This window comes from Paenibacillus daejeonensis DSM 15491, from assembly GCF_000378385.1.
Taxonomy (GTDB): Bacteria; Bacillota; Bacilli; order Paenibacillales; family Paenibacillaceae; genus Paenibacillus_D; species Paenibacillus_D daejeonensis.
This window is the reverse complement of sequence record NZ_KB899668.1, coordinates 177151-197466: the sequence shown is the minus strand read 5'-3', so window position 1 is coordinate 197466 and position 20316 is coordinate 177151. Positions and strand designations below refer to the sequence as shown.

The 20316-nt window shown below is 50.1% G+C and carries 21 protein-coding genes; all 21 read right to left on the bottom strand.

Going from position 1 to position 20316, the window contains the following annotated elements:
- Positions 1 to 6: 6 nt before the first annotated feature.
- A complete protein-coding gene (gene argC / locus F556_RS0124015; RefSeq protein WP_020619551.1) occupies positions 7 to 1056 on the bottom strand; it encodes an N-acetyl-gamma-glutamyl-phosphate reductase in 1050 nt (349 codons plus the stop codon).
- Between the two features lie 235 nt (positions 1057 to 1291).
- Entirely contained in the window at positions 1292 to 2239 is a 948-nt protein-coding gene (locus F556_RS0124010; RefSeq protein ID WP_020619550.1) for a YitT family protein, read from the bottom strand.
- Positions 2240 to 2451: 212 nt separating this feature from the next.
- A protein-coding gene (gene prfB, locus F556_RS0124005) for a peptide chain release factor 2 (protein WP_157272920.1) occupies positions 2452 to 3562 on the bottom strand; the annotation gives its coding sequence in 2 pieces (ribosomal slippage) (positions 2452 to 3489 and positions 3491 to 3562; 1110 coding nt in all).
- A gap of 23 nt (positions 3563 to 3585) precedes the next feature.
- Positions 3586 to 6090 carry a preprotein translocase subunit SecA gene (secA, locus tag F556_RS0124000; RefSeq protein WP_020619548.1) on the bottom strand — a complete coding sequence of 835 codons (2505 nt, stop codon included), beginning with the start codon at positions 6088 to 6090 and terminating at the stop codon, positions 3586 to 3588.
- A gap of 232 nt (positions 6091 to 6322) precedes the next feature.
- Positions 6323 to 6877 (bottom strand): ribosome hibernation-promoting factor, HPF/YfiA family, encoded by a 555-nt coding sequence (gene hpf / locus F556_RS0123995; RefSeq protein ID WP_020619547.1) that lies wholly within the window; start codon positions 6875 to 6877, stop codon positions 6323 to 6325.
- A 151-nt stretch (positions 6878 to 7028) separates the two neighbouring features.
- On the bottom strand, positions 7029 to 7991 hold the full coding sequence (locus F556_RS0123990; RefSeq protein WP_020619546.1) for an SWIM zinc finger family protein: 963 nt from the start codon (positions 7989 to 7991) through the stop codon (positions 7029 to 7031).
- Positions 7992 to 8159: 168 nt separating this feature from the next.
- Positions 8160 to 8357 carry a cold shock domain-containing protein gene (locus F556_RS0123985; RefSeq protein WP_020619545.1) on the bottom strand — a complete coding sequence of 66 codons (198 nt, stop codon included), beginning with the start codon at positions 8355 to 8357 and terminating at the stop codon, positions 8160 to 8162.
- A 173-nt stretch (positions 8358 to 8530) separates the two neighbouring features.
- Entirely contained in the window at positions 8531 to 8872 is a 342-nt protein-coding gene (gene fliT, locus F556_RS0123980) for a flagellar protein FliT (RefSeq protein ID WP_020619544.1), read from the bottom strand.
- Positions 8832 to 9269, bottom strand: coding sequence for a flagellar export chaperone FliS (gene fliS / locus F556_RS0123975; protein ID WP_020619543.1), 438 nt, complete (start codon positions 9267 to 9269; stop codon positions 8832 to 8834). Before fliS ends, fliT begins: the two co-directional genes overlap by 41 nt.
- A gap of 6 nt (positions 9270 to 9275) precedes the next feature.
- Positions 9276 to 11150, bottom strand: coding sequence for a flagellar filament capping protein FliD (fliD, locus tag F556_RS0123970; protein ID WP_020619542.1), 1875 nt, complete (start codon positions 11148 to 11150; stop codon positions 9276 to 9278).
- A gap of 20 nt (positions 11151 to 11170) precedes the next feature.
- Positions 11171 to 11572, bottom strand: a complete 402-nt coding sequence (locus F556_RS0123965) for a flagellar protein FlaG (protein WP_020619541.1) — start codon at positions 11570 to 11572, stop codon at positions 11171 to 11173.
- Positions 11573 to 11699: 127 nt separating this feature from the next.
- Positions 11700 to 13307, bottom strand: coding sequence for a flagellin N-terminal helical domain-containing protein (locus tag F556_RS0123960; RefSeq protein ID WP_020619540.1), 1608 nt, complete (start codon positions 13305 to 13307; stop codon positions 11700 to 11702).
- Between the two features lie 147 nt (positions 13308 to 13454).
- Positions 13455 to 13706, bottom strand: coding sequence for a carbon storage regulator CsrA (gene csrA, locus F556_RS0123955; RefSeq protein WP_020619539.1), 252 nt, complete (start codon positions 13704 to 13706; stop codon positions 13455 to 13457).
- Positions 13707 to 13741: 35 nt separating this feature from the next.
- A complete protein-coding gene (gene fliW / locus F556_RS0123950; protein ID WP_020619538.1) occupies positions 13742 to 14167 on the bottom strand; it encodes a flagellar assembly protein FliW in 426 nt (141 codons plus the stop codon).
- Between the two features lie 105 nt (positions 14168 to 14272).
- Positions 14273 to 14839: a DUF6470 family protein gene (locus F556_RS0123945; RefSeq protein WP_020619537.1), complete on the bottom strand. Its 567-nt coding sequence runs from the start codon at positions 14837 to 14839 to the stop codon at positions 14273 to 14275.
- A 17-nt stretch (positions 14840 to 14856) separates the two neighbouring features.
- Complete coding sequence (gene flgL / locus F556_RS0123940; protein WP_020619536.1) at positions 14857 to 15807, bottom strand: flagellar hook-associated protein FlgL; 951 nt, start codon at positions 15805 to 15807, stop codon at positions 14857 to 14859.
- 264 nt (positions 15808 to 16071) lie between these two features.
- The gene (gene flgK, locus F556_RS0123935; protein WP_020619535.1) at positions 16072 to 17628 is read right to left on the bottom strand and encodes a flagellar hook-associated protein FlgK; all 1557 of its coding nucleotides are present in this window, start codon (positions 17626 to 17628) and stop codon (positions 16072 to 16074) included.
- Positions 17629 to 17646: 18 nt separating this feature from the next.
- Positions 17647 to 18150, bottom strand: coding sequence for a flagellar protein FlgN (locus F556_RS0123930; protein WP_020619534.1), 504 nt, complete (start codon positions 18148 to 18150; stop codon positions 17647 to 17649).
- 24 nt (positions 18151 to 18174) lie between these two features.
- Positions 18175 to 18438: a flagellar biosynthesis anti-sigma factor FlgM gene (gene flgM / locus F556_RS0123925; protein WP_020619533.1), complete on the bottom strand. Its 264-nt coding sequence runs from the start codon at positions 18436 to 18438 to the stop codon at positions 18175 to 18177.
- A gap of 124 nt (positions 18439 to 18562) precedes the next feature.
- Complete coding sequence (locus tag F556_RS0123920) at positions 18563 to 18967, bottom strand: hypothetical protein (RefSeq protein WP_020619532.1); 405 nt, start codon at positions 18965 to 18967, stop codon at positions 18563 to 18565.
- Between the two features lie 102 nt (positions 18968 to 19069).
- On the bottom strand, positions 19070 to 20074 hold the full coding sequence (locus F556_RS0123915; protein WP_020619531.1) for an NADP-dependent oxidoreductase: 1005 nt from the start codon (positions 20072 to 20074) through the stop codon (positions 19070 to 19072).
- Positions 20075 to 20316 lie beyond the last annotated feature (242 nt).

Here is a 20316-nt window from a genome sequence, read left to right as displayed (position 1 = left end):
CTAGGCTTACGGATAGACCGGAACGAATTGCAGTCCCAGGTCCTCTTCCCAGCCCATCATCAGATTCAAGTTCTGGATCGCCTGCCCGGCGGCGCCCTTCACCAGATTGTCGATCACTGATACGATCGTCACCCGGCCTGTACGCTCATCCACGGCAAATCCGATATCACAATAATTTGACCCGTACACTTCCTTGGTTGCCGGCCAGTTGCCAGAAGGACGCACACGCACGAAAGGTCTGCCTTCATAATAACGTGTATATAAATCGATAAATTCCTGTTGGCTGCGCTGGCCTTCCAGCTTGGCATACATCGTGCTCATTATGCCGCGAGTCATTGGCACCAGATGCGTCGTGAACGTCGTCACTACAGGGCGGCCCGCAACCTGAGAAAGCACCTGCTCAATCTCCGGAATATGCTGATGCTGATTGATTTTGTAAGCTTTGAAATTCTCATTAAGCTCCGAATAGTGCGTGCCCAGACTTGCGCCGCGCCCTGCGCCGGAGACTCCGCTTTTGGCATCAATAATAATCGTATCCGGATCGATCCAGCCCTCAGCTACCGCCGGAATCAAGCCCAGCAGCGTTGCCGTCGGATAACAGCCCGGATTGGATAGCAGCTCCACGTCCTTCACCTGATCGCCGAACACTTCGCACAGGCCATAGACGGCTTGCTCCAGATAAGCGTCCCCGGCAGCCGGCTTTTTGTACCACTGCTCATAGAGCGCCCCCGACTTCAGCCGGTGGTCACCCGAGATATCGATAACGCGCAAGCCCTGCTCCAACAGCTCTGGCGTCAGCTTGGACGCGATACCCGGTGGCGTTGCTAGGAAGACAACCTCTGCCTTGCTCCGAATTTCCACTGCATCTATGCCATCCAGCAGCTCTGTGCGAATCTCAGTCAAATGCGGATAGCCCTCCGCAATCGGCGTCCCTGCGCTGGAGGACGAGATTACTGAGGTTACATCCACCCGGGGATGCGCCGCCAGCAACCGAATCAGTTCCACCCCGCCATAGCCCGTCGATCCGACGATCGCCGCCCGTACCTTATCCGTCATGTGCTCCACTCCTATCTAAAATTCTCTTCAATTTGCTCCTATCATTGTACACTAGATTGTCTAGTGAAAGCCAAGCTATTCAACGTGCCTTTAAACAACATTGTATTATTATACAATCTCATTAATATAAATACAATCCCATTTTCATGACATTTTCAAGCAGTTCCACTTAGGCTCTAGACTTCTGCACATAACAAAAAAAGCCCCGGTCCAAACCGAAGCTTCTACCTTTAGCTTAGCGCTTAAAGCCTTCCCCTAATACCTCAGCCGTATCGCTGATAATGACAAAAGCACTGGCGTCCACCGACTGAACCAGCAGCTTCAGACGCGTCACCTCATTCTGTCCCACGACGACCATCAGCACGGTCCGGGACTCTCCAGTATACCCGCCAAGTGCAGTCAGCTTCGTCAGTCCCCGGTCCAGCTCATGCAAGATGGCCTCGCTGATTGCCTCTGTTTTGCCCGAGATGATAAATGCCACTTTGGAGACCAGCAGTCCCGTTTGTACGATATCGATCGTCTTGCTCGTAACGAATAGGCCGATCAGCGCATAAAGTGCATTTTCCGGAGAAATGATGAAGCCAGCGGCTGCAATGACCAGGCCATCGAGGCACGCAACGGCCAGACCGAGCGGCAAACCGGTATATCGATGCACCAGCTGCGCGGCCAGATCCAATCCGCCGGTGGAACTGCGAGCACGAAACACCAGACCCAGGCCGATACCGACCCCGATTCCGCCATAGATCGCTGCGAGCAGCGGATTCTGAGTGGGCGACGGCCATTGCGCTGTCAGCAGGACGAAGAGCGGCAGCACCAATGATCCGAGAATTGTCTTGACCGCAAAGCGCCGGCCCAGCAGCCACAATCCCAGCAGGAACAGAGGAATATTGAGCGCCCACTGGGTCAAGGCCGGCGTGAAGCCGAGCAGCCGTTCAACCAGGATGGAGGCACCCGTCACACCGCCGGAAGCAATGCCATTGGGCAGCAGGAACAGATTAAAGCTAACCGCCACCGTGAAGGCCCCAAGCAAGAGCAAGACCATTTGCACATACAGGCTCTGTCCCGCTTCCCCTGCGGTTCGGGTTCTATGTCGTCTGCGGACAGGTAGACGTACCGGCTCTGTGTCCGCAATCTTTGGTAGTCGGAACCTTTTGCGCTCGCGTGCGTCGCCTCCAGCCTTCATCTGCACCCCTGCCTCACCGATTAGAGTCCTCCCCAGTATGAGCATATTCTGCCACAGGCATACAGGTGACAATCTCACTTACACCAGGATGAACCGAAGACAAGACAAGAGATTAAGGAGTGATTACCGCTGCAGCAATGCAAAAAAACAAGCCCCCGACTTATGGGAGGCTTGGGTTCATTTCATTAGGTTCAAAACAGGTGTACAACGAGTTAGCTGTCCTGCTGGATCTGACTGCGCAGGTAGCCATCGATGAAAGCATCGAGGTCACCGTCCATGACTGCACCGACGTTGCCCGTCTCCACTTGTGTCCGATGATCCTTGACCATGCTGTACGGATGGAACACATACGAACGGATCTGGCTGCCCCATGCGTTGTCTGCGACCTCGCCGCGAATCTCGGCCAGCTCCTTCTGCTGCTCCTCGATCTTGCGCTCATAGAGCTTGGAACGGAGCATCTTCATGGCCTGCTCACGGTTCTTGATCTGCGAACGCTGCGTCTGACAAGAAACTACGATGCCAGATGGCACATGCGTAATCCGGATCGCCGACTCCGTCTTGTTGATATGCTGACCGCCGGCGCCGCTGGCGCGGTACGTATCGACCTTCAGGTCCTCCGAGCGGATCTCAATTTCGATGTCATCGTCGATCTCCGGCATGACATCGCAAGAAGCAAACGAGGTATGGCGACGGCCCGAAGCATCAAAAGGCGAGATCCGAACCAGCCGGTGTACGCCTTTCTCAGCCTTGAGGTACCCATAGGCGTTGTAGCCTTTGATCAGCATCGTCACGCTCTTAATGCCCGCTTCATCACCATCCAGATAATCCAGCAGATCGATCTTGAAGCCACGCTTCTCTGCCCAGCGCGTGTACATCCGGTACAGCATCTCGCCCCAGTCTTGGGACTCCGTACCGCCGGCGCCGGGATGCAGCTCAACGATGGCATTCAGACGGTCGTACGGCTGGTTCAGCAGCAGCTGCAGTTCGAAGTCCTCAACGGCCTTAACCAACTCGGCCGTGCTGCCAGTGAGCTCAGCACCCATCTCGTCATCGCCTTCGGCCTCGACCAGCTCCAGCATCATCTGCAGATCATCATGATCGGCTTGCAGCTTCTCGTATTTCTCAACGACGGATTTGACGCCGTTCAGCTCAGCGATCAGCGCTTGCGCCTTCTCATTATCATCCCAGAAGTCGGGCGCGGTCATCTTCTCTTCGTAGTTCTCAATCTGCTCGCGCTTGAGATCTAAGTCAAAGAGACCCCCTAAGGTTCTGAAGTTTCTTCGCCATCTCGCGAAGGTCCTGCTTTACGGATACATCAATCATTGGAAACCCTCACTTCGTCCTAGTTATGCACCATGGCATTGCTTATATTTCTTGCCGCTGCCGCAAGGACATGGATCGTTGCGTCCGACACGCTCTTCGCGTTTCATTGGACGCTTCGCAGCCGGTTCAGCCTTGTTGTCGACCGCTTGGCCTTCGGCTACTGCTTTACGCTCCACTTTACTTTCGACATGCGCCTTCATAATATACTTGGTGACTTCTTCCTGGATGTTGTCGATCATTTCCTTGAACATCTCGAAGCCTTCGAATTGGTACTCACGCAGTGGATCGGTACCACCGTAAGCCCGCAGATGGATCCCTTGACGGAGCTGATCCATGGCATCGATGTGGTCCATCCATTTGCTGTCGACCGCACGCAGCACGACAACCTTCTCGAATTCGCGCATCGTCTCGGCGCCCATCTCTTCTTCACGCTGGCTATAATAAGCATTCACCTTATCCAGGATAAAGGACTGCATCTCTTCTTTCTCTTTGCCCCACAGATCGTCTTTGGTCAGCGAGCCCTCAGGCAGCAAGGTCGTATGAGCATAGTCGACCACCGCTTGCAGATCCCAATCCTCCGGAACCTCTTCGTCCGGACAGTGCGCAGCGACAATCCGCTCGATGACCGGCTGGATCATCTCCTGCACGATCTGATGAATATTCTCGGCCTGCAACACTTCGCGGCGCTGCTTGTAGATGACTTCGCGCTGCTGGTTCATCACATCGTCATACTGGAGAACGACTTTACGCAGGTCAAAGTTATTGCCCTCAACGCGCTTCTGTGCAGACTCAATCGCGCGGCTGATCAGACGGCTCTCAATCGGCTGGTCTTCCTCAAAGCCGATCCGCTCCATCATACCCATAATGTTCTCAGCACCAAAGCGGCGCATCAGCTCATCCTCCAGAGAGAGGTAGAACTGCGAGGAACCCGGGTCGCCTTGGCGACCGGCACGACCGCGCAGCTGGTTGTCGATCCGGCGGCTCTCATGCCGTTCCGTACCGATAATGTGCAGACCGCCCAAGTCCGCAACACCGTCGCCCAGCAAGATATCCGTACCACGGCCAGCCATGTTCGTCGCGATCGTTACCGATCCGCTCTGACCCGCGCGGGAGATAATCTCAGCTTCCTCTGCATGGTATTTCGCATTGAGGACCTTGTGCGCGACGCCTTTTTTCTTGAGCAGTTCCGAGAGCCGCTCTGAGTTCTCGATCGATACCGTACCGACGAGGACCGGCTGGCTGTTCTTATGCTTGCTCACAATTTCCTCAACGACCGCTTTGAACTTGCTGTTCTCGGTCTTGTAGACGACATCGGCAATATCATTACGAATCATCGTCCGGTTCGTAGGCACCTGGATAACATCGAGTCCGTAGATTTTGCTGAACTCTTCCTGCTCCGTCTTCGCCGTACCGGTCATGCCAGCAAGCTTGCGGTACATCCGGAAGTAGTTCTGGAACGTAATCGTAGCCAGCGTCATACTCTCATTCTGAACCTTGATCTGTTCCTTCGCTTCAATTGCCTGATGCAACCCGTCGCTGTAGCGGCGGCCAGACATCAGACGGCCGGTGAACTCATCGACAATAACAACCTCGTCGTCCTGAACGACGTAGTCGACGTCACGTTTCATAATGACATGCGCCTTCAGCGCTTGCTGGATATGATGGTTCAGCAGTACGTTAGCATGGTCGAACAAATTCTCGATGCCGAAGGCTTTTTCCGCCTTCTCCACACCGCTCTCCGTCAGAGCAACCGTCCGCAGCTTCACATCCACCGTGTAATCCTCTTCGCCATTCAGCTTGGCCAAGAAGCGATCGGCGGAATGGTACATTTCAGTCGATTTAGCCGCTTGTCCCGAGATAATGAGCGGGGTCCGCGCTTCATCGATGAGGATGGAGTCCACTTCGTCAATAATGGCAAAATAAAGCGGGCGCTGAACCATCTGTTCCTTGTACAGCACCATATTATCACGCAGATAGTCAAAGCCGAATTCATTGTTCGTTCCGTAGGTAATATCACAAGCATACGCTTGCTGCTTTTGCTCGTGGCTCAGGCCGTGCAAGTTACAGCCGACCGTAAGTCCAAGGAATTCGTAGAGCTGAGCCATCAACTGACTATCCCGTTGCGCGAGATAATCATTGACGGTGATGACGTGGACGCCTTTGCCCAACAAGGCATTGAGGTAGACCGCCAGCGTCGCGACCAGCGTCTTACCTTCACCCGTCTTCATCTCCGCAATCTTGCCCTCATGCAGGACCATACCGCCCATTAACTGAACGTCAAAATGCCGCATGCCCAGGGTCCGCTTGGACGCCTCACGTGCGGTGGCAAAGGCTTCGGGGAGGATCTTCTCGATGGCCTCGCCCTTTTCTAATCGTGCCTTAAATTCTTCGGTCTTGGCGCGCAGTTGCTCATCCGAAAGACCGGTGAATTGGGATTCCAGATTATTGATCTGTTCTACCGTACGCGTGAGCCGCTTAATCTCGCGGTCATTCGCGTCGCCGAATAATTTCTTAACCAGTCCGAGCATCGTCTATGTTAAGCCCCTTTCGCTTTTCACTGTATCCCTAAATTGTAACAGTTTGTCCAGACTCCCGCAATCGATGGATAGGGATTTCCAACAATATATACGTATGGGAAGGCCCAACTGTTGCGGCCGGGGAGGTCGAAGCTGAAAATTCGCGTTTTGCGGACCGCTACATCTATATAGAAAACCGGACCTCTAAAGGTCCGGTTCAGGAAAGGCCATCCCCTGCAGGGAATTAGCTCTGTTCGATTAAGCCGTATTTGCCGTCATTGCGTCGATAGACGACGTTCACTTCCTGGGTGTCCACATTGGCGAACATGAAGAACGTGTGTCCGACCAGATTCATCTGGAGAATCGCCTCTTCAACATCCATGGGCTTGAGCGTGAATTTCTTGGTCCGGACAACTTCCATCTCTTCGTCTTCATCCAGAGCCACTGTGACCGCACCACTCTCGGCTTCGTCCTTGAACAGCGACTTGATGCTGCCCTCCTGACGGAACTTCCGGTTCAGCTTGGTCTTGTGCTTGCGAATCTGGCGCTCCAACTTGTCCACGACAAGGTCAACCGCTGCATACATATCGTCATTCTTGTCCTCGGCCCGAAGCATGAGTCCCGTGAGCGGGATCGATACCTCAACGCTTTGTTGGTTGCGCGTCACCGATAGGGTCACGTTCGCTTCAGCGTTCAGCGGTTCCTCGAAGTAGCGGTCCAGCCTGTCCAGCTTCTTCTCCACATGGTCGCGAATAGCGTCAGTAACTTGAATGTTTTTGCCACGAATGTTGTATTGCATGGGCACTCCTCCTTTGGTCTCTTTACAATTATACCACATTCCAACACACGCTTTCAAAAGAAGAACGGGCCGGCAGATGTGGCAAAAAGCTGAACAAAAGCTCAGCCGATTGTAGGTGTCCTTGTCATTAACCTGTTAGGTGGGCCGGGAATCAGTCTGAGTGCAATTCACTTGGAATAATTGTAGGTCTGCTCCCTTGTTTCCGCTCAATTTCATCCAAAAGCGCTTCAAAATCCGCTTGGTCCGCATACGTACGAAGCAAGCCCGCCAAGCCATTAAGCAAGTCTAATTGCCAGTCGCTGTACTCCATGTACATTGGTTTCTTGACTTCATTGGCTATCAGCAATCTTATGTCTTTAATAGCGGCATTCGTGGCTGATTCCCCTTGCAGGTCTTCAGTGATACTCAAAACATTATCGATTGCTTCAGATCCCACCATATATACATTCCCTTCGTCATCATCGACATCATCCAACAACGCAACAGCCTCTTCCGCACACAAAAAATATAATTGCACGGCACCTTGCAAAGCTTGTTGCTTTGCTAGCTTATTGGCCTGATCGAGAACCTGCCAGAGTCCTTTCAAGGCCTTACCGATTTGACTCCATTCGATATAACCGTTATAGCCTCCAGCCTGTCGGATTGCCGTATGAATCACCTTACGACCGGCTTCCAGGTCAAACTGATTATCATGATGACTTAGATGAAAACGAAGACGGGTTCTCACTTCTGGTGTATCCTTGGCAAGCGATAGCAGAATCTCCATAAGTTTTTCCTTGGTTTGATATTGAAGGAGTTGCGCTAATGATGCCTGTTCGTTAGAAGCAGTGTTAGCTTCCGCGTTGTTCAATTGATCTTCCAACAATAGCAATACGGCTACGATGTGCTTGCACTCGGGTCCCATATCATAAGGACACGTACAATCGGTCAAAAGCACATGCTGATCCGGGCTCAACTCGATTGTGACACCGTATAGGTCCGTTCCTTCGACCTCTGCCGCATAGAAGCCAGGCTCAATCAACTGGCAGCTTAATACCTGATCGGAATGCCAGATATCTTCCCCACGCGCGTAGATTTTCCCATAAACGTTATCCAGATATGTACGAATAGACATGATTATAGCTTCACCACCAAAAATAGGTTTGTCTGTTTAGCTTCATTATACTACGCCTCCCAGCATGCGTGCATACAGAAAAACCCTCGGGGTCGCCCCCGAGGGTGTCATGTCCAGCAATTAGAACTCGCTATTGCCAGCTATTCTTGCAGCTTCTCAGCCGGAAGATTATGCTTTGACTACGTTAGCAGCTTGTGGGCCACGAGCGCCTTCGACGATGTCAAATTCTACGGATTGACCTTCTTCGAGGGTTTTGAAACCTTCGGATTGGATCGCGGAGAAGTGAACAAATACGTCGCCGCCCTCTTCAGTCTCGATAAAGCCATAGCCTTTTTCTGCGTTGAACCATTTTACTTTACCTTGCATTCAGAACATTCCCTTCGTCTTCAAATAGCTGTGAGAGTTCATTTTATGAAGCCCACAATGAAAATATACCGCATCGTCACAGGATTGTCAATTCCTTTCTGAAAGCGTTTTATGCCATGCTACGTAAGGAATCTAGGAAAACAAAAAGAGCGCTTGGGCGCTCTTGGAGGTTCTTATCGCTTCGTGTCGAAAAAATAGCTCTCTTGGTCCATTGCATATGCATCTTCATACGTAGTTTTGGCGGTTCGTCCATTCGCGAGCTTGTCCATCTCCGCCTTGGCTTCGCCACGAAGCAAATTCATCCGCGCAACAATGAGGGCATCCATGGCCAAAATTCGGTCAACGGCCGGACGTAGCTCCGCCGCCTCTGAGGGCGTAGGACGCATTTGCTGCAACTGAATGAAAATCGCATCCCGCTCCCGCATATACTCGGCCATTTCCTCCAGCTCCACGGACGCCAGCCGGCTAACCAGATTAGACGACAGTTGTGTGAGTAGAAGGATTGTAGCTTCCATATTGCCCTCCTGCCGGTGCGCCCTGCGATTGGTTGATAGCCTTCGCCGCCTGAATCCAGGTTTCCTTCATCTCCATCAAGTGACCCAACACCTCTTCCGCCGGTGCGGCGGTTTTGGTCATGTTGGCTTCGGTGAGGCGAGTCTTGAAGTAGTCGTAGAGCTGCATCAGGCCTGGGGCCAGGGGTGAAGATTGGTCTAGGGTGATGATGAACTCATTGATGATTTGTTGTGCCTTCTGGATCTGAGTGTTCGCCTCTGCTACTTGATTATCGCCAATAGCAGCAATGCCTGCACGACAAGCGCGAATCGCACCGTCATAAAGCATAATCAAGAGCTGAGCTGGGCTCGCGGTCTGAATCGTTGTCTCCAGGTATTTGTTCCGTTGCTGAAGCTGCATCGTTGGTTACCCTCCTGTTGAAAATTGCTGTGCCAGCCATGCGCTTTGCGCGTTCATGCGGTTCAAATAGGTCTCCATTGCTGAGAATTGTTTGTAGTAGCGGGTTTCCAGATCCTCCATACGTCGGGTTAAACGATCTATTCGTTCATCAAACCGATTCATTTCTTTGCCCATGGTATAGCGCTCCTCAACCATTCCGGTTGCGCCTGCCTTGGATGTGATTTTATTGATTAGAGCCGAAGTCTGGGTATGCAATCTGGTGGCAAATCCGTCCCCATTAATAGAAGAAGGATCTCTGTCATCAGCGGTAAACAAGTTCATAACTTCATCAGGATTTTCAGCCAAGGCCTGCTTGAGCTTGGTTTCGTCTATGTATAACTTACCTTTTTCAAGATAAGATCCAGAAACCATGCCGTTCGCAACTAGGGTGCTTGAGATACCGATATCTCCAAGACTTCGGAATTGACCATCTGGGATTCCTGAAACTGGACCACTCAACAGACGGCGAAGATCAGTCATGCCATTTTGAAGTGTTTGATCGTTGGACAACAAACCACTCTTAGCTTTTTCTTCCCAACGTTTTATATCATCGTCGTTCATTTCCTTTTTCTGCTCTTCTGTTAGTGGTTGGAAGTCACGGTAACGCTTTTCTGATGTTTTGGTGTTTACCAAGTCGAGCAACTCATTATATTTGTCTACGAAGTTCTTAATTGCGTTAAAGGCCGCATCGACGTCCTGTGTAACCACAACATCTACGGCTGCAGTCGTGGTCTGCTTAGCAGTAAACGTCATATCCGCAATGGTAAAAGTATTGGATTCGTAGGTTGCAGATTGACCATTAAATCTTACTTCAGCATTTTCACCATTAGTTGAGAAGGATTTTATGGTAACGGGACTACTAACGATGTCGTCACCTAATCCAAGCTTGTCCAATATATTGGAGTTTTCCTCTGCGGAAAACTCAATTTCACTACCACTTCCATTTAATAAGCTAAGCTTACCCTCATTGTTTAAAAAAGCTGTAATGTTATCCTGTTTGAGTTGCTGGTTTAACTTGTCAATCACTTGGCCAATTGTTGTTGCTGAATGAATTTCAACCTTGATCGCTTCACCATTACCAACTGTAACACTAAGTTCTGTGGGTTCAGTTAAATCTTTATCAATGACGGAAGTCGTTTGTTCAAATTTAATTGACCCTGATATTGATGTTGCAGCTGTAGGTGGTGCTGTTGTAGTAGAAAGTTTGAAAACATCTTTTAGAACATCCGCTGTCTCCGAAGTACTCTGTGCATGCAAAGTAATATTGGAGCTTTGCCCTGTTTTAGAAGAGACAAAAAACAGCTTGTCCATATTGGCATCGTAAGACACCTTAACACCTGTCATATTGGATTTTCCGTTAATACGACCCACGAGGTCAGAAATTGTATCCTCAGGCTTAATTTCAATACCAATACTACCTTTATCTCCTCCGATAGTGAGGACTGTAGATTGTGTTAAATTCAGCTCACTCAGTTTCTTTTCAGCCCCAACAGTACTGCCTCCCAATGCCCCAGACGTCACACTTGCTGCTTTAGCAAGTTTATTAATTTCAATAGAGTAACGACCTTCATTTGTCGAGGAGGTGCCCGTTACAGAGACAGCTGCTTCATTAGTAGAGGTGATCTTTTTAGCCAAATAATTGGATTGCAGTTTCATATTGAAAGCCGCATCACGGAAGGCCATCAATTTGGTGTTTAGCGATCTATAATCATCTCTCTGCCATTCGAGTGTTTGTTTCTGTTGTGTCATCTTTTGCAAAGGTATTCGGTTGGCGCTCATAAGTTTAGCTACAATATCATCCGTATTCATACCCGAGACCAAACCGCTGACTCTCATCCCCATATCATAACCACCTTTCTACCTTAACGTTTCTCGTCAACAAACAGTCCGGCTAACTCCCAAAGCTTTGCTGCAAAATCCTGTGTTTTCTCTGGAGGGACTTCCTTCAGGACTTCTCCAGTACGAACATCCATAATTTTCACAAGAATCGCTTTGGTTTTCTCATGAACCGTGAATTGCAAGGAAGTTTCTTTTCCCTGCAGGGCTTGAATCGAACGCTCAATCGTTTTAACGATTTGTTCGTCACTAATGGTTACGGTCTCTCCCCGGCTTGCTGCTCGTTTTAAATCCGCCATGTTGTTAATCGTTGCTGAAATCACAGAATTCGCCTGAGCAAGGGCGGTATCCAATCCAACCTTAATTAAAGGATTCGGCTCGCTTCGTTCTGGCATGCCTCCACCAGGGGCTGGTACATTCAAACTCATGGCATTGACCTCCACCCGTTAACATTTTCTATTTCTTTTATCGGTAAATCAGAAGCGTTCTGTTAGTGATCTTCCAGAAAAACAAAAAAAGACCCCGGCAGTATGCCAGGGTCGGTGTAAGAATAAATTAACGAAGCAGTTGCAGAACGCCTTGTGGTTGTTGGTTCGCTTGTGCCAGCATCGCTTGTGCAGCTTGGGAAAGGATGTTGTTCTTCGTGAAGTCCATCATTTCTTTCGCCATATCTACGTCACGGATACGGGACTCAGCAGCTGTCAGGTTCTCGGAAGCTGTTTGCAGGTTGTTGATGGTGTGCTCAAGACGGTTTTGAACAGCACCCATTTTGGAACGCTCGGACGAAACCGAAGTAATCGCTTTATCCAACTGATCAAGAGCAGCAGATGCACTTGTTGCAGTAGAGATATCAACACCAGCGATACCCAGTGCTGCAGAACGCATGTCGCCAATACCGAAAGTGATGGTTTGACCTCTGTTAGCTCCGATTTGGAAAGTCATACCACCGTTGCCTGCAGCCTCAGTTTGGGCATTGCTCAGTCCAAGGTCAGATACGTCTGTATTGCCGTAACGGTCTTGCAGTGTAACTGGGCCCGATTCACTATTAATAGACAGTCTGCCATCATTAGTTACTGTTACAGTTACGTCTTTAATAAATCCTTCTTCTCCATCAGCCTTATTAGTAATGCCATTGTAAGCAGCGATTGCATCATTAATGGCAGTTTGAAGAGCATCGGCCACTTCGGACATATCATCACCAGAAGTAGCAACACCCGCCAGATCAACCTCAAGCAAGACATTTCCAATTCTAAGATCAGCAGCATTTGCTGTGTCAGCTCCATTGTATGTGCTTTCGCCGTCAGCTGGAGTTGCTGCGCCATACATTTGATTCAGTACACCCGCGGCACCCGAATCTAAAGAGAATTTGGAGTCAACACCTTTGCTTCCGCTTTGAAGAGTGATAACTCCTGCATTATCCGTATATCCTTTTACATGAGAAACATTTTTACCGGAAGCGTCAATGGCCGAGTTAATCGCATTAACAATGATGTTAGTTGCTTTTGCAGCTGCTCCCAGGTCAGTTGTATCAACAGCTTTCAAGAATGCTTTGTCATCTGTGCTTAGATTTGCCCAGTTGACTTTAATCTCGGTGCCATCAATAGTAATCGTTTCTTCAACAAACATAGCATCGGTAATATCCCCAGATGAAATTGCAGCACCTGCCTCAACAGTCCCAGCAGTTTGCTTGGCAATGATCGAACCAGTTGTACCATTTTGGCCTACCAGAGCACCGGAAGATTTCAAGCTGCCATTCAGCAGTTTTTGCGTGTTGAATTCAGTGTTGTTACCAATACGGTCAACTTCTTGTTTCAGCTGAACAACTTCGTCTTGCAAGTTTTTGCGGTCCTCCGCAGTGTTCGTTCCGTTAGCGGACTGGTCGGCCAGTTCACGCATACGCTGAAGGATGGAGTGAGTTTCGTTCAGTGCACCCTCAGCCGTTTGGATCAAGGAAATGCCATCTTGTGCATTTTTTGCAGCCATATCCAGACCACGGATCTGTGCACGCATTTTTTCGGAGATTGCCAGACCAGCAGCGTCGTCACCAGCACGGTTGATCCGCAAACCAGACGAGAGTTTTTCCAGAGATTTGCTTGCACCTGCAGTGTTGCTTGTCAGTTGACGGTGAGTGTTGAGTGCAGCAATGTTGTGATTAATACGCATTGTAAAGTTTCCTCCTTGAATAGCTCGAATTCCCGCGTCCTTGCGGGAGCTTACAAATAATAGGTCGGCCGCCCTATCATTCGCGCTACTATATATATCGAAATCCCCAAAGAAGAAATGAAGAGTATTTTTGATTTTTTTCAGTTTTTATTCCATTTTTCTTTCACCCTTCTCTTTGCCTTTAAATAACTCCGTCAGTTGGCTCAGTGGAATGCTTGCAGTTACTGCATCTCGGTTCGCCGCTTGGATGGCGGTATAGATTTCTTTTCTATAGATATCTACATTTCGAGGGGCTCGGATCCCCAATTTTACCGCATCTCCTTCTACGCCAAGAACCACCACTTCGATTTCGCCATCAATGATAATCGACTCTTCCCGTTTCCTTGATAGTACCAGCACCAGGACCTCTCCTCTCTACAAGCAAATTTTTGGAATTAACGTTGGAATATTGGGTGGGCATGACCAAACGAACTGGCATGGATAATGTATTGCTTCCCTTTGCGCTGTACTCGGTTGAGAACGATAGGTGCCAATAAATTGATGGTAGACTGCGATAAATCGGATGCCAAGGTTACAATCGACCAAACCTCGACGTCAGTAGATGCGGTAATAGCTAATTCTGCCTTCAATTCATCCGGCATCTCCCATTCATAATCCGGATAAAATTGAAAGGGGTTGCCAATAAAAAAAGAAACCTCAGGACGCTCTGTTGATTGCAAAAGTCGCAGTGGCAATTCTTCTCCCAAGTCAATCAACACAAACCGTGTCAGTGTTTCAAAGCCGGGCACCCCATGCTTGAAGACAACAATTGAATCCTCTTGTACTTCTACTGTTCCTAACTGTCGTGTTGCAATAATCATTATCAACTTCCTCCTTGGTAAAGGTGCTTGTCATAATATAAAAGCTATAGACACATTCCCGCAACTTCCGGAAGGCCTATAGCTTAAGCTTGTTCATAATAATGGTTACACTCTCTTATCAATCGCTGGCGGTGTAATCTCTACTCTTGGGTATTGTAGCATATGGATGTCTAACTGTCCCCTAGTGTAGTTATGAATGGGAGCATTGACTTGAGCGTTGACTTCCACCCGACCAGGGGTAGCCTGTATGGACAAGCTGCCCGGGGTAAATCGAGTGTCTACATTGAGAAAGGAAGCAGGTCCTCTGAAGTCAAATTCCGGGAATGTCTTGCGCCAGTCACTGGCTAGTTCCGCAAACGGATTGCTGTCTACATGAATAGCAGACATACGGTTTCCGTTTTCAACGATTTTAGCCAGACCGCGCAAGGCGATATCCTTGGCTGCCGAATAAATTTTGCTCATCGTTTGTAGATTATTGCCCAATCCCAAAGCATCCCAAGCGCGATCCTGATTGATCTCCAGCTTGCCTCGAGGCTGTTTTATCTGAAGCTCTGGCCTGACTTGTCGTAGATCAAGCGTAGGTCTCGGTTGCTGCAGATCCTGCTTGCCAAGATCGGCGTCAATTCCAAGCAAGGCAGGCTGCTGTGAAATTTGAATCTGAGGTATATTCAAGTCATTCCGCTCCCTTTTTAGCGAAGGAAATCCACTAAGCTGGGTCTGATAAGCTTAGCACCTGCAGACAGTGAAGCCTGATACACGTTTTCTTCCATTTTAAGATTAGTAATCACAAAGGCCAAGTCGGCATCTTCGGTCTTGGACTTGATGGCGGTCAGATTTAGGCTGATGTCTTCGAGCCGTCCCGCGACAAGATCGATACGGTTGCTCCGGGCGCCCACTTCCGCACGTTGTTCCAGCAGAATGTTAATCCGGCTATCCATATTGCCCAGCAGATTTGACACTTCTTCGTGATTGCCCTCAGCTAATGCTTCTGATGCGCGGCGGAAAATATCAAACATATTGTCGTTGTCGGCGTCCGGTCCAGCTGTCGGGTCTACAGGCATACCAAAAATATCGTTGCCGGTGAGGTTGACCGCAAGCTTCATGCCAGGCGCCAGTTCAAATTTAATCTGTTGGGTATCGGTCGCCACATGATAAGCCTTGAGATCATCTGGATCCGTGTTGCTCAGTGCTGTAGTCGGATATGGTTGTGTCTCCGTCTGCTCTCCATTGAACATATACTTGCCGTTAAATTTACTGTTTCCGATCTCCACAAGTTGGTTAAAGAGCTCGTCGATCTCCAGTTTGATGGCGTCATACCCCGCCTGGGGCTGAGTTCCATCTGCACCTTTTACCATCAACTCTCTTGCTCTATGCAGTACGTCTCCGACCTGGGAAAGCGCCATATCTGTAAAGTCCAGACTCGACTTGGCCGAATCAACATTACGGATATACTGATCGTTGGCTCCTAGCTCACTACGATAGCGCATAGCAAAGGTTAACCCTACCGGGTCATCCGACGGCGCATTGATGCGCTTGCCCGTAGAGAGTTGATCCTGCAAGGTATTCATACGGCCGAGGTTGTTGGATACGTTGCGCAGGAGCTGATTACTCATCATGGATTGGGTCACGCGTAAAGACATGTATTATTCACTCCTTTAAATGCAAGTTCAAAATGGTCGCTTTTCAGCACCGAGAAGGTTGCGGGCAAAAAGAAATGAGGAGCGGTACACGTTTTCGTAGAAAACGACCTCGGAAGCATACCTACGTGAGCACCTAAGAGTTTCCGAAGGAAACTAGCTTCGTAAGCATACGCTTAGTCTGATTGCCTTCAAGATTCGATGTCGAATCCGCTTCTCTGCACTACTTCGTGATCAAAAGCGGACGTTTTGAACAACCTCTAACGCTTAACGACCTACAATACCCATGCCGTTAATGACTTTGTTTAAGGTCTCATCAATCATCGTCATGTTCCGGGCTGCTGCGTTGTACGCATGCTGGAACTTGATCAAGTTGGCCATCTCTTCATCCAGCGAAACACCGCTCACTGACTGTCTCCGGGAGTCGACCTGGTCGACCAACGTCTTGGAGTTGGCCAGCTGGCGATTGGCCTCTTGGGCTTGGATACCCAACTGACCAACGACAGAGCGGAAATACGAATCGACAGTTGCCAGATCCGGATCCGCCTCTGTTCCAAAGTTGATGCGAGAGTCGCGAACCTGGGAAAAGAGCAGGGCCAAGGAGTTGTTGCCTCTTACCACGGTTTCTTCGCCATCTTGTGTGACCATACGCATCGAGGTCGCGATCTTGGTGGGATTGTCCGCCAGCTCGCGGTTCAATGTGATTGAGCCTGCTTTAATGTTATCCGTACTACCATCGGCATTGGTGAAGAATGGCAGACCGCCGGGCTCAGAGGAGAAGTTGTAGCCGAGTTGATGTAGACCGTTCAGGCCCTTCACCGTCACCTTTGTATCCTCAGTCAGGGTACGTGTTGCTCCGGCGTAAAGAACCCCATTGAGTGTTCTGCCCTCCGGCAGTACCGAACCTGCAGGCAAAGTGACTTCCATATCGCCATTAGCGAGCTTGTCCACCAGTTTGTCCAGGTCATCTATATAGCCCTGTACGAAATGGTCGCGCGAATGAATCATGCCGAACACTTCGCCGCTGTTCAGATCTCCCGATTCAAAGTACGCCTGCAGATCGGCAGGCTCCAGCTCTTGGGGAACCATCCCCGTTACTAGCTCCACACCACCCATTACAACTTGATAGCCGCCGGCACCTTCCGTGACCCGAATGTTGATCATCTGGGAGAGTTCGTCGGTGATCAAATCGCGTTGGTCACGCAGGTCGTTGGCATTATCGCCAAGGCCTTCAATGCGCTGAATCTCGCCGTTGAGCTGCGCAATATTGCGGATAATCGAGTTGATCTGCTGGGACTTGATATTAACGTTCTCCGTCAGGTCATCCTTCAGGTCTTGCAGCGACTTAGCGGTATGATTGAATGCATCGGTCAGGGCGAGTGCCTGCTCGCGGACGATTTTGCGGCCGTCAGCGTTCTCAGGCGACTTGCTGAGATCCGACCAAGCGTTGAAGAAGTCTTCAATGACGGTACGAATACCGGTATCCGACGGCTCGTTGACGATCTTCTCCAGCTTCTCCAACGTATCCTGCTGAATGGCATAGTTGCCGAAGGATTTGTTCTCGTTGCGGAATTGGTCGTCCAGGAATTTCTCCCGAATTCGGGTGATCGAGCTGAACTCCACGCCCATCCCTGTCTGGCCGGGGATCGTCGTGCGGTTCAGACCGAACGCCTCGATGGGCTTGGCCGCGACCATGTTCACCACCTGACGAGTGTAGCCACGTGTGTTGGCATTTGCGATATTATGTCCCGTCGTGTTCAAGGCGGCTTGCTGTGTGAACAGCGACCGCTTGGCGACCTCAAGTCCGTGAAAGGTAGATCTCACCTGTTCTGCACCTCTTCTCTAAGCTCTCGTGTCAAACTGGCTGAACCGCTTGAAGCCCTCGGCCTGCAAGGAACGATGATACGTTGCGTCCTCCTCGGGTGGACCGGCAATTAGATCGATGGAGTGCGAGACGTACTCCAGGTTCAGCCTGATCATTTGCTGATTAAATTCATTAATTTCCTGCAGCTCCAGGAGCGCTACATTCAGTTGAACGCATGCGTCGCGGAGCGCCTGCTTCTCCTCGGCCTTGAAGACCATCTGGATCAGCTGCTCCATCCGGAACGACCCGGTCGGCGCGAAGCCCCGGCGGGCGACATATTGGCCAATCGCCAGCAACCGTTGCTTGTCCAACTCCGTGATTTTCTGCAAAATCTTACTTTCGCGGCTCGCAGTCTGGGCCACCGTATCGATGTCCCCGCTGCCCAGCGCCTCGCGCTTGGTCCGGCCAAGCGCAGACAGGTCGCGATGCAGGTCTGTCAACTGATGAAGCGTATCCATGACGACTTGGAGCGGTTCATTCATTGGGTTCTCTCTCCTCTGGGAGGTCTACTTCAGGTAGGGAAGCAGCTTCTCGGCAATCTTGCCGGCCTCGACATGGTAGGTGCCCGAGGATATGGCCTGTTTCAACTGACTCAGTTGCTCAGCCCGCTCTGCCTGGTTGATCCGATTCGATTCCAACAGCTCCTTCGCCTCCGGAGATATGGTGACTTGATCCTTACGTTTGACAGCCTCCGTCTGTTCCGTACGCTGTCCCCTGGTTTGGTTGTATTGTTGAAGCCCTGCAATGCGGTTAGGCTCATTTACTTTCATCGCACTTCACCTCTACTTCGTTGACGTGGCCCGTTGGCCCGTATAAAAAAACAAGGGCCGATGATTACTTGTTAGTAATATCGGCAACCCCTGTGAGAAAGTTTATAGCTGACTATCTGGCAGACTATTCCTTGCGGAACTTATCTCCAATCTTGTACCCCGATTTAAGCCTCTGTTGTTCTGAAGTAGCAGATGCTTCGTTAACTGCGCCGATATCTTTCATGAGCTTGGAACGACAATCGACACACATATTTCCTTCCCGAATAAAGGAGCCACACATCTCGCACGGATAAGCAAGGTGCGGCGCATCAATGAGCGATATCCTGCCTTCACGAATGAACTTGGTAATCTGTCGATAGGATACCTCGGTCGCTTCTGAGAGCTCCTGAATCCCGCAACCGCGGTTCTCCCTCAGATAGGTCGCGCACCGCTCATACTCCTTATCGATATCCTTGATGCAAGCAGGGCAGACTTCACGAAAATTAACGGCATACAGCTTGCCGCAGCGAGGACAATTACCCAAATTCATGGCACGATCTCCTTCCAGTCACATCCAATGTTACCCTCTAGTGTAACGGAAAGAGCGAGATTTTTCATCTGTTTTTTCGAGTATCCACTTGGAAGGCACAAGTTACTCGACTTCAGCGACTTTCACCAGCAGCTTGCCTGTGTTGCTTCCTTCGAAGAGACCAAGGAATGCCTCGGGCAATCTTTCAAAGCCATCCAGCACGGTTTCTGTATATTGAATCTTCTCCCCCTGCACCCAACGGGCGAGCTGCACGATAGCTTCCGGATATTGCTCTTCATACTCGTAGACGAGGAAGCCCTTAATCATCGCTCGTTTCATTAGCAGCTGAGGTTGGATACGAGGACCTACGTCTACCTTATCCAGGTTATAAGTTGAGATTTGACCACACAGCGGAATGCGTGCTTTCTGATTAATCAGTCCGATCACAGCATCGGAAACCGGCCCGCCCACATTATCAAAATAAATATCTACCCCACCTGGGCATGCTTCCTTCAGCTGTGAGTCGAAGGCATCCGATTTATAGTTGACCACTGCATCGAAGCCAAGGTCATCTTTTAAATAGTTGAGCTTCTCTTCGCTTCCGGCTATTCCCACAACCCGGCACCCCTTCAGCTTGGCGATCTGGCCAACAATCGTGCCCACTGCCCCTGCAGCACCGGATACGACCACCGTTTCCCCAGGCTCAGGCTTACCAATATCGAATAGTCCGAAATAGGCTGTCAACCCGGGCATGCCAAGCACACCCAAAGCTGTCGAGATGGGTGCCTGATCGGGATCAATGCGCTGCAAGTCATCAGCCTTCACTGCCGCATATTCCTGCCAGCCCCACATCCCGCTGACAATGTCGCCTTCACGCAGCTTGCCGCTGCGGGACGAAATTACCTGCCCCACGGCGCCGCCTCTGATGACTTGATCGATTGGTGAAGACGAGGTGTTGTTCATCATATTGCGCATGTATGGATCTACCGAAATGTACAAACTGCGGACAACGACCTCCTCCTCGGCAGGTGCAGGAATGGGTTCTTCCTGAATGCGGAACTGGTCTTCGGTAGGCATCCCTTGCGGACGACTGGCGAGTACGATGGTACGATTTATACTTGCACTCATGCGATAACCTCTCCTTCCATGGTTTGGTCATTACTCTTCATTAACCTTGGGAACATGAGCTGACACAAAGGCAGTGTGAGCTAATTATGTTCGAAATTTCGAGCTTATTTGGTGCGGACAGCGGCTCGTGAGCTAATTATACTCGAAATTTCATACTTATCTGGTGCAAACGGCTACTCAGGAGCTGATTAAATACGAAATTTCATGCTTATGAGGAGGAGGCAATGCCCAAGAGCTGCTTA